Here is a 15,535-nt window from a genome sequence, read left to right as displayed (position 1 = left end):
CAGATCGAAGGGAAGCCCGGATGACCGGCATCGAACGCGTCGGAGTCGTCGGCTGCGGCCTGATGGGGGCGGGCATCGCCGAGGTCTGTGCGCGGGCCGGCCTGCCGGTGACCGTGGTCGAACGCGACGCGCAGGCGGCTCGCTCGGGCCGCCTGCGCATCACCCGCTCGCTCGACCGGGCCGCCGCGCACGGCAGGATCGACGCCGGACAGCGGGAGGCCGCCGCCGCCCTGATCACCGTGACCGACCAGCTCGAAGCCCTGCACGACCGGGACCTGGTCATGGAAGCCGTGGCGGAGGACGAGCGGCTCAAGCTCGACGTCTTCACCCGCCTCGACCCGGTGGTCACGGGGGAGCACACCGTCCTCGCGACCAACACCTCCTCCATCCCGGTCATCCGGCTCGCCACCGCGACCAGCCGCCCCGAACGGGTCGTCGGCGTGCACTTCTTCAACCCCGTACCGGTCCTCAGGCTCGTCGAACTCGTCCCGTCCTTGCTCACCTCGCCCACCACCACGGCACGGGCCGAGACCTTCGTGACCGGCACCCTCGGCAAGGAGGTGGTCCGGACCCGGGACAAGGCCGGGTTCGTCGTCAACGCGCTCCTCGTCCCCTACCTGCTGGCCGCCGTCCGCATGGTCGAGTCCGGCAGCGCGAGCGTCGAGGACATCGACCGCGGCATGGTCCTCGGCTGTGCCCATCCGCTCGGCCCGCTCGCCCTGACGGACCTCATCGGCCTGGACACCACACGCGCCATCGCCGAGTCCCTGTACACCGAGTTCCGCGAGCCGCAGTACGCGCCGCCCCCGCTGCTGTCCCGGATGGTGGAGGCCGGACTGCTGGGGCGGAAGTCCGGGCGGGGCTTCCACACGTACGACGAACGGTGAGCCGCACGTGAGGGAAGATGGTCATGGCGTACGACGACCGAACGAGGGGAGCCGCAGGGTGTCCACGAAGGTGCGCACGGCAGACACGCGCGAGCGCATCCTGACCGCGGCGTGCGAGGCCATCGCCGAGATCGGTTTCGAGAAGATCCGCATGCGCATGGTCGCCGAGCGGGCCGGCGTGTCGACGGCGCTGCTGCACTACCACTTCGACACGCGCGAGAAGTTGTTCACCGAGGCGATGACCCACTCCTTCGCCAACACCGCCGTCGACGTGGAACGCGACGCGGAGACGGCACCGGCCGCGGTCATCCTGGCCCGCATCGTGCGCAACCTGCTGCCGACCGACCCCGAACTGCACCAGGACTGGCGGCTGTGGCAGGAACTGTGGGTCCGGGCGCTGCGCGACGAGGCCACCCGGACCTATGCCGTGGACCTGTACGCGCAGCTGCACGCCTGGGTGGCCGGAGCAGTACGGCGTGGCATCGCGTCCGGCGAGTTCACGCCGGCCGACGTGGACGACCTGTGCACGCTCGTCCTCTCCCTCAGCGACGGCTACGGCATCCGCCTCATGCTGCGGGACCCGACGGTCACCCTGGAGGCCGCGCTGGCATCCATCTGGCGCCACGTGTCCGCCGCGCTCGGCCTGCCGGACACCCTGCCGGAGACCGACTGAGCTACCGGAACGGGCGCTCGAAGGTCAGCAGCAGTCCCTCGACCGCGCCCGGTCCTGTGCGGCACCGGGCACATCCTCGCCCGACCAGGTGATGGCCCGTGCGGGGCGAGTGCCGGCGCTGGCGTGGTGCTGGAGCGCGCAGCGGCAGCGGACAGCACGGCAAGTGAGGACCGGCAGCGCGATCGCCGGAGCCGTCGGCGCTGTGACCTCGCTCGCGGGATTTCTGATCACCGGCCGGCCGCGCTCTGCGTCCACTCGGGCCGGCGCTCCCCGGGACGGCAAGGCCGACGGCGGGGGGCGGCTGATCACATGCCACGCCTCGCCTCGCGCATCGAAGCCCGGCGGCTTTGGGGCTGCTGTGGTTGCTGCGGGGCCCATGGCGTGCTCGTCACGATGATCGCCCTGGCCTGGTACTCAGCGGCGTTCTGGCATCTGGACGGGTGCTGGCGCCCGGCCTGTAGGAGGACGGCACCGGCTCGGTGCCGTCGTCGGCACCCGGGTGACGTTGGCCTGCTGCGGGCCCGGCACGCAAGCACGCGCCTTGTATCCACGCCGACGCTCTGAAACATGACGTGTGTAAAATGGCGCATATAAGACAGGCGGGAGGAGTGGATCATGATCGCCAAGCTGCTCGCCAAGTTGTCGTTCACTCGCAACTACGGTGCGTACGGGGCCCACGACTGGGGTACATCCGCCGACAAGGTGTGACCGCGCTGCCCCGGGTGCTCGTCGGCTCCCATCCGTGCTGCCGACGAGGTCGACCCCGGGCAGGTCGGAGCGTCGGGGCGATCTCATGGGCCGAGTGAATGAGCCGCCGCGGTTGTCCGGAGGCAGCTTTGCGGCCTGGAGTCGTGACCGGCTGGGACTGGCGCGCCGTGGCGCGGACGAGTGCGGGGACGTCTGGCAGCTGGAGCCGGGTGTCTACGTAGTCGCCACGGCCGGGCCGTGTGAAGAAGTCCTGCACCGTGCGCAGGACTTCCCCAAGTCGCCCTCGCCTCTTTTCCCGCCGTTGAAGCGGGCCGGCGGCGCGCCGACGTCCGAGGAGCGTGTGCACGCGCGCGCCGCCCGTATGCACGGGCTGCGTCCGCAGGCGGTTGCGGCCCGGATTGGTGAGATCGCGTCCGGGACCGTTCGATTTGCCGACCAATGGCCCACGGACCGGGACGTGGAGATTCTGCCCCTGGTCCGGTCGGTCCTGGCGGAGGTCGGCGTGCGTTACCTCTTCTCCGAAGACGCGCCCACCCTGCTGCCCTTCGCCCGGCAGCTCTTCGTGGCCCGGGAGGTGCTCGTCCGCCCCACGCGCTGGGTATGGCCGGGCTGGGTCCCCACACCGGCTCGGCGGTTCCGCACCCGGCAACAGGTCGCCTTCACCAATGCCCTGCGGTCCGTCGTCCGCCGGCGCCGTGCATCGGGCCGGCTCGGTGACGACGTGCTGGGACAGATGCTCCACCCCTCCGGCCGCTACGGCCCGCTGTCGGAAGGGGCCATCCTGGCCACTCTGCCCGGAATCACCGTCGCCACCTTCGAGACACCTTCCCGGGCAGCCGGGTGGATCCTGCTTCACCTGGCCCGCCACCCCCGGGCCGCGGACCGCGTCGCGGCCGAAGCCGCCCTCCTGCCCGCAGACGCGGCCGCGACGACCAGCACCCACCTCGAGCGCCTGCAATACACCCGGGCACTGGTACGCGAAGTGCTCCGGCTCAACCCCCCGAGCTGGCTGCTGACCCGGCGCGCCCCGCGGCGGACCCAGCTCGCCGACTACACCATCGACGCCGGGTCCACCGTTCTCGTGTGCCCCTACACCGCCCACCGCGACGCACGGGAACACCCCGAGCCTGACCGGTTCCGACCTGAACGCTGGCTCGACGAGTCGTGCTCTCCGGCGAAGCCCGGGGTCTTTCTCGCCTTCGGCACTGGGCCCCACAGCTGCGAGGGAGCTGCCCTGGCCATGGCCATGCTCACGGTCCTGACCGCGCACACCGCCCGCCGCTACCACCTGAGCGAGCCACACGGCCCGGAACCCGGCTACCGGGTCACCACCTTCGAAGGTCTCGCAACCCCCGGCCTGCACCTGCGTGCCACCGTGCGCGGCCGAGGGCCGTCCTGTCCTCGGTGACAGACCGCCTGAACGTGAGGGTCTGCCGCTCCCACTCACTGCGGAGGTCGGGGTGAAAGTTGTCGTTGATCTCTCCCGATGTGCGGGGTACGCACAGTGCGCGTTCCTGGCTCCGGAGGCATTCCGGATGCAGGGTGAGGAAGCGCTGATGTACGACCCGAACCCCGACGACGCCCGGCGCGACCAGGTGCTCCGCGCCGCGGCGGCCTGTCCGGTCCAGGCGATTCTGGTCGACCAGCTGGAGGGACGGCACGCCCGGGCGGAGGCGTCGCCGTCATGACCAGCGCCGGCACTCTGCGGGCGTTCAAGCGCGAGGGCCGCATCGCGGTCGTCGGGGCGTCACTGGCGGGACTGCGGGCCGCGGAGGCACTGCGCGCCGAGGGGTTCACCGGATCGTTGACCATGATCGGTGACGAGCTGGGCGAGCCCTACGACCGGCCTCCCCTGTCCAAGCAGGTACTGACCGGATGGGTGCCGGCCGACGGCACCACTCTGCCCCGCCGTCGTGACATCGACGCGGAGTGGCTGTTGGGCGTGCCCGCCAGCGGGCTGGACCTGACGACCAACTGCGTACGACTCGCCGACGGACGCGAGGTTCCCTTCGACCGGGTGCTGATCTGCACCGGGGTGCGGGCCCGGCCGTGGTTCGTCGAGTCCGAGGCGGCCCTGGACGGAGTGTTCGTCGTGCGTACGCGCGAGCATGCCGCAAGCCTGCAGCGGGCCCTCGCCGCCAGGCCCTCCAGGGTGCTGGTCATCGGTGCGGGATTCACCGGCTCCGAGATAGCCTCCGTCTGCCGCGAGCGGCACATCCCGGTGACCGTCGCCGAACTCGCAGCGGCCCCGCTGATGGGGGCGCTCGGCGCCATGATCGGCGAGATTGCGGCCGACATGCAGCGCGCTCACGGCATCGACCTGCGGTGCGGTGTCAAGGTCGCCCGGCTGGAGGGCGACGCGCAGGGACGGTTTTGCCGTGCTCACTTCGACGACGGCAGTACGGTCGACGCCGAGGTGGCGGTGGTGGCACTCGGAAGCATTCGCAACACCGAGTGGCTGCGGGGGTCGGGACTGGCAGCGGGCGTGTGGGGAGTCACCTGTGACACGGGCTGCCGCGCCCTCGACACCAATGGTCGCGTCACCGACGACGTCTTCGCCGCGGGAGACGTGGCACGTTGCCCGAACCCCATCTACGGATACCGGCTGATCTCACTGGAGCACTGGGCCAACGCCGTGGAGCAGGCCGAGGTCGCTGCGCACAACATGGTCAGTGCCCAGGCGGACCGCTGGCCCCACCTGTCCATCCCGCTGTTCTGGTCGATCCAGTTCGGCGTCAACATCAAGTCCGTCGGCGTGCCGACCTTCGCCGACGAGATGCTTGTCACCCAGGGATCGCTGGGCGACCACCGTTTCGTCACCGCATATGGCTATCGGGGCCGCGTCACGGCTGCCGTGAGCTTCAACAACGGCAAGTGGCTGGACCACTACCGAAGGTTGATCGAGACGGCCGCGCCTTTCCCGCCCTCCTGCCCCACGCCGGACCAGCCGGCCGACATGAAACCGGTGCCCGTCGACTTCCCCGGCCCCGCCCTGCTCGTGCAGGAAGCAACGGCGGTCGTCACCGGCCATGACCCAGGTGAGTGCCGCGTCACGGCCGTGCACCAGCACCGGCAGGAGGAAGGCCGGACGACCACGACCCACATGCCCGGCACGCTGCAACGGATCTTCGACTACTCCGCCCGGGCCGACCCGTACCCGCTGTACTCCGAGTTGCGCAAGACGCCGGTGGCTCGGCAGGAGGACGACAGCTTCGTCATCAGCACCTATCGCGAGATCACGAACATACTGAACGACCCCCATCTGAGTTCCGACCTGAGCAATCTGACGCGTCCGCCGATGCCCTCAGCCGAGGAAGGGGTGACGTCGTCGTTCATCCACATGGACCCGCCCGAGCACGATCGCCTGCGGCGTATGGCGATGCGTCACTTCGGCCCCCCGCACACCCCTGGGCTGGTGACCGGACTCGAAGGCTTCTTGGCCGCCACCGTCGGCAGCCTGATCGACGATTTGGCGGGCAAGGAGCGGATCGACGTCGTCGACGACTTCGCCTTCCCGTTCCCCGTAACCGTGACCTGTCACTTGCTCGGCGTGCCACGCGAGGACGAGCCACGGTTCCACCTCTGGGTGAACGACATCATGCAATCGATCGACTACAACCCCGAGACCGACCCGAAGGAGAAACTGGACAAGGGCGTACAGGCCCGCAAGGACTTGCGCCAGTGCCTCGGCGAGCTGGTGGAACAGCGCCACGGCCGGCCGGGAGACGGCCTGCTGTCACGGCTGGCCAACGACGACGGGCCCGACGGCCGGATGGCCGACGACGAAATCGTCGCCACCGCCAGACTGCTCCTCATTGCCGGCCACGAGACCGTCGTCAACCTCATCACCAACGGCATGCTGACGCTGCTGCGCCACCCGCAGATCCTGCAGCGCCTGCGCGACGAACCGGACCTCATCGTGCGGCTGGTCGAGGAACTGCTGCGCTACGAGCCCCCCGTGCACATCATTCCGTGGCGGGCGGCGTACAGCGACATCACCGTCGCCCACACCGTCATCCCCCAGGGCGCGCAGATCATGCTCATGCTGGCCTCAGGCAGCCGCGATCCGAAGCGCTTCCACGATCCGGACCGCTTCGACCCGGATCGGCGTGACAACCAGCACCTGGGGTTCGGCAGCGGCATCCACCTGTGCTTCGGCGGCCCGCTGGCCCGGCGGGAAACCCAGATCGCGCTGACCGAGCTGGTACGCCGGCTCGACCGCCCCAGACTGGTCACCGACCCACCGCCGTACCGGCCCAGCCCCGTTCTGCGTGGTCCGCTCCATCTGGACATCGAGCAGGGCGACGGCTGACGCGGCAGCCGAGGGCAGTTCGAGTACCGTTCGCCGGTCGAACTCGTCGGCGAGCACGGGCCCCGTCCGCGCTGATCGGCATGTGCGTCGAGCGGTGCTCACCGTGCCAGGAGTCCTCCGCGGCGGAGCTCCTCGACGATGAGGACCCGATCACGCTCGCGGTGACAGCCGGAGCCGTCTACAACCTGCACCAGCTCGTCATCGACCTCCCACGGCCTCGGCCGCGCCACCCCCCGCCCCCAGATCATCGGTCTGGAAGTGATCCAACCACGCCGAAGATCATTTCGTTAGGAGTTCTCATGGCGGGCTGGGCCCGCCGACCCTGCCTCTGGGGAGGACGAGTCCGTCTCCACGACGATGTCCTGGATGTCGGGCCAGGCCCACTTCCGCACCCCGGGTGGCCTACTTGGCGGCCCAGCAGCCCAAGTTGTTCCGGTTCCCCTGCGCCGCCCGGAGCGGCGCGTCCGGCGATCCCAGCAGACCGTACGGCAGATACCCGGACCGGACACCGAGTTCCCACCCGTGGACCTGGACGGCGAGGCAGGCCAGGGCGAGGGTGCCGAGGGGCAGGAGGGACCGGGGCGCGGGATCACCGGCATCGGCCTCGACGCTCTCCCGGTACGCGACCAGCCGGGCGACGAGGGCGTCCTCGAAGGCGTGCTGGTCGTCGTCGAGGAGTACGCGGAGCAGCCGCTGGTCCGCGCTCAGCGCGTCGCCGACCTCGTCGAGCCGCCGGGCGGCCTCCGCGCGCTCCCCGGCGTCCGGCTTGCGCAGCGGGACCGTAGGCCAGTCGCGGGGCAGATGCCCGGCCGCCTCGGTGAGATAGGGGCACAGGGCGTCCATGGCGGCGAGGTCGGCGGGGTCGGAGACGGAGGTGTACCGGTTGTAGGGCACGCCGTCACGGATGGCGGGCGCGTAGTCGCCGCGCAGCAGCAGCCCGGTGACCCGCTCCCAGTCCCACACATGCCCGCTGACGACACACATCTCGAACATGTCGAGCCAGGTCCGCGCGGTGGGCGCCTCCTTGACGACGTCCCGGAAGGTGATGGGCCCGTCCCCGAACTCGTCGTCGTCCGGGTCCGTGCTGATCCGCTCCCCGACGAGGGGGAACCGGAGTTCCTGGTCCCCGCTCGGGAAGCACATGATGCTCAGCACTCCGTGCGCACACTCCGCGGCGGTGACGGCGACCGTGCCGGCCGCAGCGTCGAGCCCCGGCTCCGTCACCGTTCGCGCGGCGACATGGTCGAGCAGTTCGTCCGCCATGGCCCGGATCAGCGTCGGCGAGATGCTGTCATACCGCAGCGAGTGCCACCGCGTGTAGGCCCGCCCTTCGATGTCGTCGAGCGCCTCGGCCAACCGCTGCTCGCTGATCTGATGGCATGTCACATTCCGCACGTACCCGTCCCTTCATGAAGTCCACGACTGGACGAAGCACGTTATCAACGGGCACTGACAGCGCTACTGAAGCCATCCTGGTGGGCGTGAGCGCCGCCGCGGCGGTGTCCGTGAAGCCGCGTCACCCGACCGCCGGGTTGTGCCGGTCAGCTCCCTCGTCGCGCCGCGGGGTGCGTTCCCTGGTGTGGTAGCGCCGCCCGGGGCACTGCCGGGCGGCGTACTCAACGGGTCCGTGGACCCAGCGACAGGGACAAGCTCGTGGGATGAGAGTCCGAAGGCGGCGTTCAGGCAGGTCAGTTGGCGGGTGCCAGCTGGATTTCGTCGTGGAGGCCCTTGGCGTCGACGCCGGTGAAGTAGCTGACGTGGCCGTCGTTCCAGCGGACGAGGATGTCGTTGGCGGTGGTGTTGGTGCTGAAGGCGCCGACGGTGATGGCGGCGGCGTTGGTCCAGTACGACTTCTCGGGGCGGATCCTGATCTCGGCGGGCAGGGCCTTGCCGGTCATGCCGGGGTAGATGGTGGTCTCGCCGTCGATCCAGCGCACCAGCACGTCGTCGGTGGTCTTGCCGGTGAAGGAGCCGGTGGCGAGTTTCTCGGCGAAGGGCCAGGTGTTGTTCTTCGCGACGTTCTGGGTCTGCTTCTTCAGGCCGTTGGCCGCCAGGTCGCTGAAGACGGAGACGTGGCCGTCCTTCCAGGTGACCAGCAGGTCGTCGCGCCGGCCGCCCGGGGTGAAGCGGCCGGCGGTCAGCTGCTGGGCGTCGTTCTGCCATTCGGCGGTGTGGGGCGGGGCGAGCTGCTTCTCGCCGTGGAAGCCCTTGGCGTCGACCGAGTTGTAGAGGGTCATCTCGCCGTCGTTCCAGCGGACCACGACTCCGTCGGTGGCGCCGCCGGTGTTGGCGCCGGTCACGTTGACGGCGTGGGTCCAGATGCTCTTCTCGGGCTGCAGTTGGTGTTCCGCGGCGAAGGGGCGGGCGGGGTCGTTGCCGTAGCCGCCCTGGTAGAGGGTGACCTTGCCGCTGTCCCAGACGACGATCAGGTCCATGTGACGGGTGCCGCCGGCCGAGTCGCCGGTGTAGTAGCCGGCCGTGATCTGCACGGCGTGCTTCCACGGGGCGGCCGCGAAGACGGGGGCGTAGGCGACCTGCTGGACCCAGGAGGCGAGGTCGTCGACCCGGGCGGCCACCGCGCCGGTGCGGGTCTCGGCCGGGTCGGTGCCCAGGCAACCGCCCTGCCAGGACAGGCTGCTGACACCGACGATCGCCGTATGGCCGCCGGTGGTGCGCAGGATCGGGCCGCCGGTGTCGCCCTTGCAGATCGCCGCGTCCCCCGACGCGGCCAGCTGCACGCCGGTGCCGGTCACGGTGCCGGCGGTGAAGGCGGCGGCGTGAGCGTGATCGGGCACCCATTCGTCGCGGGTGCGCCCGAACCCGGCGGACTGCAGGCTCTCACCTTCGGTGGGCGCGGCGGTGGTCACCGAGGCGGGGGTGACACCGCTGACGGCGCTCGCGAGCTTGACCATGACCAGGTCACGGTCGGTGCGGGGCACCAGCTCGACGACGTCCCGTACGGCTCCGGCCGAGGTGTTGGACAGGTCGGCGCGGCCGACGGTGGCTGTGGCCTTCCCCTTCGGCGCCCCCGCCGGGACGGCCGCACCGGGGGTGTCGGCGAAGCAGCTGGCGGCGGTGAGCACCCAGCGGGGGTCGACAAGGGTGCCGGTGCAGGCGCGCTTGGCGTCGCCCATGGTGATGTCGAGCTTCACGAGGAACGGGTACGCGCCGTCCTGGGCCTGGCCACCGACCACGGCGTGGGCGGCCGTCGAGGTGAACAGACCGGCCGCCGTGGCGGCGGCTGCGGTGAGAAGTGCGCTGATCCTCGCGGTACGTGAACGTCCGGCGAACATAGGTGTGTCCTTCAGGTGATGGAGAGTGGCAAGGAGTCCGGTCGGCGAACGACTCGGGGTCAGCCGGTGACCCGGAGCTCGACGAGGACGGAGGGCTTGCCGCTGGCGCCCGCCTCGCCGATGGGCTTGTAATCGTTCTTCGCAGCCTCGACGACGGTTTCCTTGTCGCCGCTCTTCACCTTGGCCTCGACCGGGTGGTCCTGGGTCCAGATGCCGTAGGCATCGGGCAGCTCCAGGGTCAGGTCGCCTTGCTTCCCGCTGACCGAGAAGCAGAACTGCTTCTGGGCGACCCGCGATTCCACCATGATCGCGTACGTGGACTTGCAGTCGGTCAGCATGATGTGACCGTCGCCGTGCTTGAGGAGGATCTGCTTCTCCTGGAAGATCTTCGTCGCCCCCGGGTAGGCGAAGTCCTCGACGGCTGAGGGCATCGTGCCGTCACCCGGCGCCGGTGTGGCCGAGGCGGTGGGGGAGGGATCCCCCGGAACGGCATGCGCGGTGGTCAGCGTCGCGACTCCGGCGCAGAGCGCCAGCCCCCCGCAGACGCCCGCCATGACGACATTGCGAACCTTGGATATCAAGGTGTCTTTCCTTCCCCGTTGCGGTGCTGGCACGGGAGTGAAGTTTCTGTGAACCTCCCGTGCCTGGTCTGTGCATAGGATGCTACTGGCAAGTAGTCAGAAGTCGCACCGCGACTCCCGGACCGGGCCCTCGGCCTGGTGGTGGCCACCGAGAAGGCCTTCGACACCGCCCGCAAGACGGAGGCCGAAGACCTCACCAGCCGCACCAACGCGGCCACCGAACGCGCCAGGAGCCGTAAGGACCGGGCCGACACCCTCACCTCCCGGACCGCTGCCCACGCGTTGGAGACACGCGGCCTGGACGACACGGCACAGGCCCTGGCCGCCGAAACCGCCAGGACAACGCCGGGGGCCCCGGAATCAAGGAAGCCTCCAAGGCCGCCTTGGCCACCAACAACCCCAGGGTTCTGGCCGCTTTCATCGCCACCGGCCAGTACTCCGCCCGCAACGACGACGAACGTGTCGCCGCCTCCGAACTCGTCCGCAAGAGGCTGCCACGATCTGCGGCGGACTGTGGATGCTCTCCGGCGGCAAGGACATCCAGGACTGCATCGAGAATCCCACCCTCGGCAAATGCGCCTTCGCCGCCATGGCCGTCATCCCCGGCGTCGGTGAACTCAAGGCCGCCAAGAAGGGCGTGGGTTACCGCTGGAACGACGGCAAGGGAACGGCGTCCGGATCGACCAGGGGAACTCCCACCATGCCCAGGTGTTCCAGCAGGTCGGCCACGTCGTCATCGACTCCGGCGGTGAGATCATCGGCCGCGATGGGAAACCCATGACTGGTTCGGTCAAGGATCACGCCGAGGAGGCCCGCATCCCGTTGGAGGAATGGCTGCGCTGGAAGGAACGGGACGAGCCATGACCCAGACACCGCAGGTGCGGCTGCCGCAGATGCGCGAGCAGGTCATCGCAGCGGTACACGCGCTGTCCGACCCCGACCACCAGCGACGCGTCTGGACCGAGCGCCAGTACCCGCATCCGGGCTACTTCGACGACCTCACGATGAACGTCCACATCCTCTACGACGACACCGCCGTACTGGACAACCCTCCCGAGGCGATCGGCCACACACTCCGCGACGCCTCGGAGGCGCAGGCCATGCAACGCCTCGCCGACCGCCTCAACGAGATCCTCGACGCCCTGGGCCCCGAGGCGGATGACGCAGCCTACCTCGGACACCAACTGTGGCCAGGCGTCGTCGAAGCCGCGGCGCAGGCCCACGCAAGCCTCACCCGGTGACGCCCTGAGGCCGCTGACAACCTCAGAACCTCGGGGCTGACCCCACCACATCTTGCCGCTCCCGTCGGCCCGGACGGGTGCCAGCGGCCTTGCGGGAGAATGCCCGCCGATCAGGCGACCGCAACCGCCGGGAAACCGCCTGCCGTTGGAGGCCAACTGGCCGCGAGGCACGAGAACCGGCAGGCCCGGCCCTGTACTCGTCCGAGGGCTCGTCGAACGAGGCCGCTATGCGATCATGAACACGACCGACCAAGTGGTGCAGTGGCCTGCCGGTCCGGATGCCACCCGGTGCGTGGCCGGGCCGGGCAGCGACTGCCAAGGGGGAAGGAACCCTGATGAAGTCATTCCGCATAGGCCGTCGCCTCGGCGGTGCCGTGGCCGCCGTCGCCCTGGCGAGCGCGGGTGCGCTGACCGTCGCGACGCCTGCTTCCGCCGCGGCCTACGACATTGCCTTCGACAATGTGTCTCTGCAGAAGTCGGGCCGCCTTCAGACACAGATCACGTACTCCTGCGACGTCGGCAATGACGAGCAGTTGGTGGTCAACGTGACGAAGCTGAACACGACGAGTCACGAGGAGTCCGTCGCGGCGGGCACCATCAAGCCCGACAAGCTCGTCTGCGACTACAACAAGCACACCGCCAAACTGGACCTGCGCAATGCGCCGAGCTCGCTGTTCGCCAAGGGTGACAAGGTGAAGGTCACCCTCTTCTACTTCGACAACGACGGCTTCAGCTACCTCAAGCAGGACCACCTCGCGACCCTGTAAGCGCCCTTACCCGGCCTGAAGCCGTGACGGCCCGCCGATCTGCCCGGCAGGCCGTCACGGCGCGCAGTACCATGCGCAACGGAGTCCGGCATGGCCGTGAAGTCAGGCAGCCGGTGTCTCCGAACTGCGTTCTGGCAGGATGTCGGCAAGGTGATGGGCTTCGATGCCCGCAAGGAGCCGCATCCGGCCTGCTGGACCTGAGGTGTCCGGCACAGCCGCGCGCCCAGACCGTCCGGCCGGTTCAGCCGTCATGGCACGCAACACGAAGCGCAGGCCGGAGCTGGCCCGCTGGTGGGGCCCGCTCACACCGTCGACCCGCTCCACGAGGGTGCGTGCCGGCAGCCGACCAGGTCGACCGGCCACGGCCTGCCCGTAGGGCAGTGGGCACTCGCCAGCGAGGCCGCAGGAGTACACGGCACGCTGGCTCTGATGAGGACCACGTGGCGTCGGATCGAGGAGCAGGACTTCCCGTTGCTGCGGACGTGGCTCAAGCCGCCCCATGTGAAGCGCTGGTGGAATCACGAGACCACAGTGGAAGCGGTGGCGCGCGACTTCGGCCCCGCCGCCCGAGGGGAGGAGCCTTCGGAGGTTTCCTCGCATTCCTCGAAGGCCGGCCGGCCGGTCGGTCTCGTACAGCGTTCACTCCTGCGTGACTATCCCGCCTACCTGGCCGAGTTGGCGGCCATCGTCGCTGTCCCTGACGGTGCGATGACCATCGACTACCTGATCGGTGATCCCCGCCGGACCGGCCAGGCCATCGGGACGGCGATGATCCGCTCAGCCATCGGGGGCACCTGAGCCGAGCACCCGGCCGCCCTGTGCGTTCTCGTCCCTGTAGTGGCAGCCAACCGCGCTTCCTGGCGGGCGCTCGTGCGGGCAGGGCTGCGCCGTGTCGGCGTCGGAAGCCTGGAACCGGACAACCCGGTCGATGACCGGACCCATTACCTCTACCGTGCCGGCCGGCCGCAGACCGGCGACTGACGGTCTCACCGTGTGCTGACCGGGCACCTTCCGCCGGGGCCGTCGAGTGAACCAGCTCCTGGCTGCAGGACTGCCGCCGCCCGCGTGCTCCTGGCGCGGGGCCGGCGGTGGAGTAGCCGGGCGGTGCTTCCCGACCCTGCGGACCAGTGCCGCCCACCGCGAGCACCGTGGGCGGGGCTGAGGCAGACCACACCGAAGAAATGGGCGGTTCAACCTGACGGCGTGACTCGGAACCACATGCCGAACCACTGCTCGGCGCCGTAGTCCTCGAACCGCTCCACCTCGCGGTGAACCCCAGCTTTTCCGCCGGGCGCATCGAGCGCTCGTTGGCGGTCTGGGTGCGCAGCACCACCGGCTTGCCGGGAAGTACTCCCGAGAACCAGCCGAGTACCGCCGCACACGCCTCGGCACCGTATCCGCGTCCCCACGCCTCCGGCAGGATCAGGCAGCCGCCTCGGGCTCGCGGAGCACGAGCCGTTCGGTCCTTACCGGGGCGGCGGCCAGGCGACCGGCCCGAGTTCAGTCATGGCGGACCACCCCCGTCACAGCCCGGACGGCTGTGACATCGCGCACTGTCCGGCAGGGGCTGCCGCTCTGCCCGCGGACGTTGATGGTGCCTCATGTCAGGCTTACGTTCCCGGTGGGGCGCCGCGTCGGCAACCAGGTGGCGATGACCGCTGCCAGCTTGTCCCGGTCGGTGAAGACGTGTCCGTTCATACCGACGGCGGCCGTGGCCGCGCCGTAGGGCAGGACGGCCATGGACCCGAACCAGGGCGACGAGGCGGTCGGCGAGCAGCCGGCCGAGGGGGGGAGGGGTCAGCCGGAGAGGCATGCCCAGCGGTCAGCGTCGCGACTCCGGTGGCAGAGCGCCAGCCCCCCCGCAGACGTCCGCCACGATGGCGTTGCGGGTTTTAGACATCAAGGTGTCCTGCCTTCCCCGTTTGCGGTGCGGCACAGCAGTGAAGGTCCTGTGAACTGTCCGTGTCTGGCCTGTGCGTAGGATGTTACTGGCACGTAGTCAGAAGGCGTACCACGCAGAACGTATGACGGGTGGTCGGCTGACCAGCGCGGACGCCATGACCAGGTCACCCGGGTGCAGTTGCCACCGCTTGATGTCAACGGACGCGGCCCTCGACCAGCCGCGCCCGCATGCGTGCCGACGTATGACCGATATCACTCACTTCTCAGGGGGAATGGGCCAGTGAAACGGCCTTCGCGCTCATCAGGGGCGCCATCGAAGAACACAACAGCGCCGACCCGGGGACACCGCCTGGCACTTCGCGGCGCGTGCGCCGTTCTGCTGCCGGTCACGCTCGCCGCCGGACTCCTCGGCGCCGGACCGGCCGCCGCGGACGACGACTCCGACGACGGCGGATACCCGGTCTCCGATCGCCGCCTCGTCGTCGACGCGTGGACCTGGGGTGGCCCGGGTGTGAAGGCGGCGGCGGAGAAGGCCCTGGTCGGCTCGGACGAGGACGTCAAGAAGTTCCTTGCCGACAAGGACGCCATCGGCAACGACGACGACCGCGTCGACGCCAGCCGCATGGTCGCCGTGGGCGGCCCGGCCGTGCAGGAAGCGGCCAAGAACGCACTGATGTCCACCGACCCGGATGCCGTGTGGGCCTTCCTGAAGGACGGCTGGAAGGCGCCGTTGCAGGAGGACCAGCGGGTCGAGGCGTCCCGGGTCATCAACTTCGGCGGTCCGGAGGTCAAGCAGGCCGGGATGGCGGCCTTGAAGGGCACCCCGGAGGACGTCGCCCGCTTCTTGAACTCGGGCCAGTACGAGGCGCAGGAGACCGACGACCGGGTCGAGGCCTCCAAGATCATCAATGACGGCGGGCAGGCGGTGAAGGCGGCCGGCAAGCTCGCCCTGCAGGGCACACCCGACGACGTGGTGGAGTTCCTTGAGGTCGGGCAGTTCGTAGCCCGCAACAAGGACCAGGAACACGCCACCATCCAGCAGTTGCTGGACCAGGCGCAGAAGGCGGGGGTGCGCGCCGCGACCGTACGGCCGCCCAGCTCCTACACCACCGCGCTGAAGAAGAAGCAGATCGTCGAGTACGGCTACGCCGACACCAGCCTCTCGGACTAC

Annotated in this window: 14 protein-coding genes and 3 pseudogenes; 12 read left to right on the top strand and 5 right to left on the bottom strand. The window is 69.6% G+C overall.

The features are described from left to right. The first annotated feature begins 20 nt into the window (after positions 1-20). From ABT171_RS28000 to ABT171_RS27975, 6 genes and pseudogenes are all read left to right on the top strand, one after another. Positions 21-887: a 3-hydroxybutyryl-CoA dehydrogenase gene (locus tag ABT171_RS28000; RefSeq protein WP_351248506.1), complete on the top strand. Its 867-nt coding sequence runs from the start codon at positions 21-23 to the stop codon at positions 885-887. Positions 888-945: 58 nt separating this feature from the next. Continuing rightward, complete coding sequence (locus ABT171_RS27995) at positions 946-1,560, top strand: TetR/AcrR family transcriptional regulator (RefSeq protein ID WP_351248504.1); 615 nt, start codon at positions 946-948, stop codon at positions 1,558-1,560. Positions 1,561-2,725: 1,165 nt separating this feature from the next. After that, on the top strand, positions 2,726-3,676 hold the full coding sequence (locus tag ABT171_RS27990) for a cytochrome P450 (protein WP_351248502.1): 951 nt from the start codon (positions 2,726-2,728) through the stop codon (positions 3,674-3,676). Between the two features lie 52 nt (positions 3,677-3,728). After that, positions 3,729-3,956: a ferredoxin gene (locus tag ABT171_RS27985; RefSeq protein WP_351248500.1), complete on the top strand. Its 228-nt coding sequence runs from the start codon at positions 3,729-3,731 to the stop codon at positions 3,954-3,956. Then, positions 3,953-5,323: pseudogene (locus ABT171_RS27980) on the top strand (NAD(P)/FAD-dependent oxidoreductase); the annotation flags it as partial. The gene ABT171_RS27985 and the pseudogene ABT171_RS27980, both read left to right, overlap by 4 nt. Before the next feature lie 48 nt (positions 5,324-5,371). Beyond that, complete coding sequence (locus ABT171_RS27975) at positions 5,372-6,580, top strand: cytochrome P450 (protein ID WP_351248744.1); 1,209 nt, start codon at positions 5,372-5,374, stop codon at positions 6,578-6,580. A 402-nt stretch (positions 6,581-6,982) separates the two neighbouring features. Here ABT171_RS27975 and ABT171_RS27970 read toward each other — a convergent pair whose 3' ends face one another. The 3 genes from ABT171_RS27970 to ABT171_RS27960 all read right to left on the bottom strand — a co-directional run bounded on the left by ABT171_RS27970 (position 6,983) and on the right by ABT171_RS27960 (position 10,454). After that, positions 6,983-7,975, bottom strand: coding sequence for an immunity 49 family protein (locus ABT171_RS27970; RefSeq protein ID WP_351248498.1), 993 nt, complete (start codon positions 7,973-7,975; stop codon positions 6,983-6,985). 293 nt (positions 7,976-8,268) lie between these two features. Beyond that, entirely contained in the window at positions 8,269-9,873 is a 1,605-nt protein-coding gene (locus tag ABT171_RS27965; RefSeq protein ID WP_351248496.1) for a S1 family peptidase, read from the bottom strand. Positions 9,874-9,932: 59 nt separating this feature from the next. Then, entirely contained in the window at positions 9,933-10,454 is a 522-nt protein-coding gene (locus tag ABT171_RS27960) for a hypothetical protein (protein WP_351248494.1), read from the bottom strand. Positions 10,455-10,807: 353 nt separating this feature from the next. Between ABT171_RS27960 and ABT171_RS27955 the strand changes: the two are divergent. The 5 genes and pseudogenes from ABT171_RS27955 to ABT171_RS27935 all read left to right on the top strand — a co-directional run. Further along, a pseudogene (locus ABT171_RS27955) lies at positions 10,808-11,206 on the top strand (hypothetical protein); the annotation flags it as partial. After that, positions 11,163-11,318 (top strand): hypothetical protein, encoded by a 156-nt coding sequence (locus tag ABT171_RS27950; RefSeq protein ID WP_351248492.1) that lies wholly within the window; start codon positions 11,163-11,165, stop codon positions 11,316-11,318. The pseudogene ABT171_RS27955 and the gene ABT171_RS27950, both read left to right, overlap by 44 nt. Further along, positions 11,315-11,695, top strand: a complete 381-nt coding sequence (locus ABT171_RS27945) for an SCO4402 family protein (RefSeq protein ID WP_351248490.1) — start codon at positions 11,315-11,317, stop codon at positions 11,693-11,695. The genes ABT171_RS27950 and ABT171_RS27945 overlap by 4 nt, the downstream gene beginning before the upstream one ends. Positions 11,696-12,030: 335 nt before the next feature. Further along, positions 12,031-12,462, top strand: coding sequence for a hypothetical protein (locus ABT171_RS27940; protein ID WP_351248488.1), 432 nt, complete (start codon positions 12,031-12,033; stop codon positions 12,460-12,462). Positions 12,463-12,891: 429 nt separating this feature from the next. Next, positions 12,892-13,260, top strand: a complete 369-nt coding sequence (locus ABT171_RS27935; RefSeq protein WP_351248487.1) for a GNAT family N-acetyltransferase — start codon at positions 12,892-12,894, stop codon at positions 13,258-13,260. Positions 13,261-13,652: 392 nt separating this feature from the next. On the opposite strand, the pseudogene ABT171_RS27930 reads toward ABT171_RS27935, so the two are convergent. Beyond that, positions 13,653-13,951 (bottom strand): annotated as a pseudogene (locus ABT171_RS27930) (GNAT family N-acetyltransferase); the annotation flags it as partial. A gap of 110 nt (positions 13,952-14,061) precedes the next feature. Then, a complete protein-coding gene (locus ABT171_RS27925; protein ID WP_351248485.1) occupies positions 14,062-14,202 on the bottom strand; it encodes a hypothetical protein in 141 nt (46 codons plus the stop codon). A 442-nt stretch (positions 14,203-14,644) separates the two neighbouring features. Here ABT171_RS27925 and ABT171_RS27920 point away from each other — a divergent pair. After that, a partial coding sequence (locus ABT171_RS27920; RefSeq protein ID WP_351248483.1) for an ALF repeat-containing protein occupies positions 14,645-15,535 on the top strand: 891 nt, incomplete at its 3' end.

Origin of the sequence: Streptomyces sp. NPDC001851 (assembly GCF_040297165.1) — a bacterium.
In the GTDB taxonomy this organism is placed as follows: Bacteria; Actinomycetota; Actinomycetes; order Streptomycetales; family Streptomycetaceae; genus Streptomyces.
This window is presented reverse-complemented; position numbering and strand designations above follow the sequence as displayed.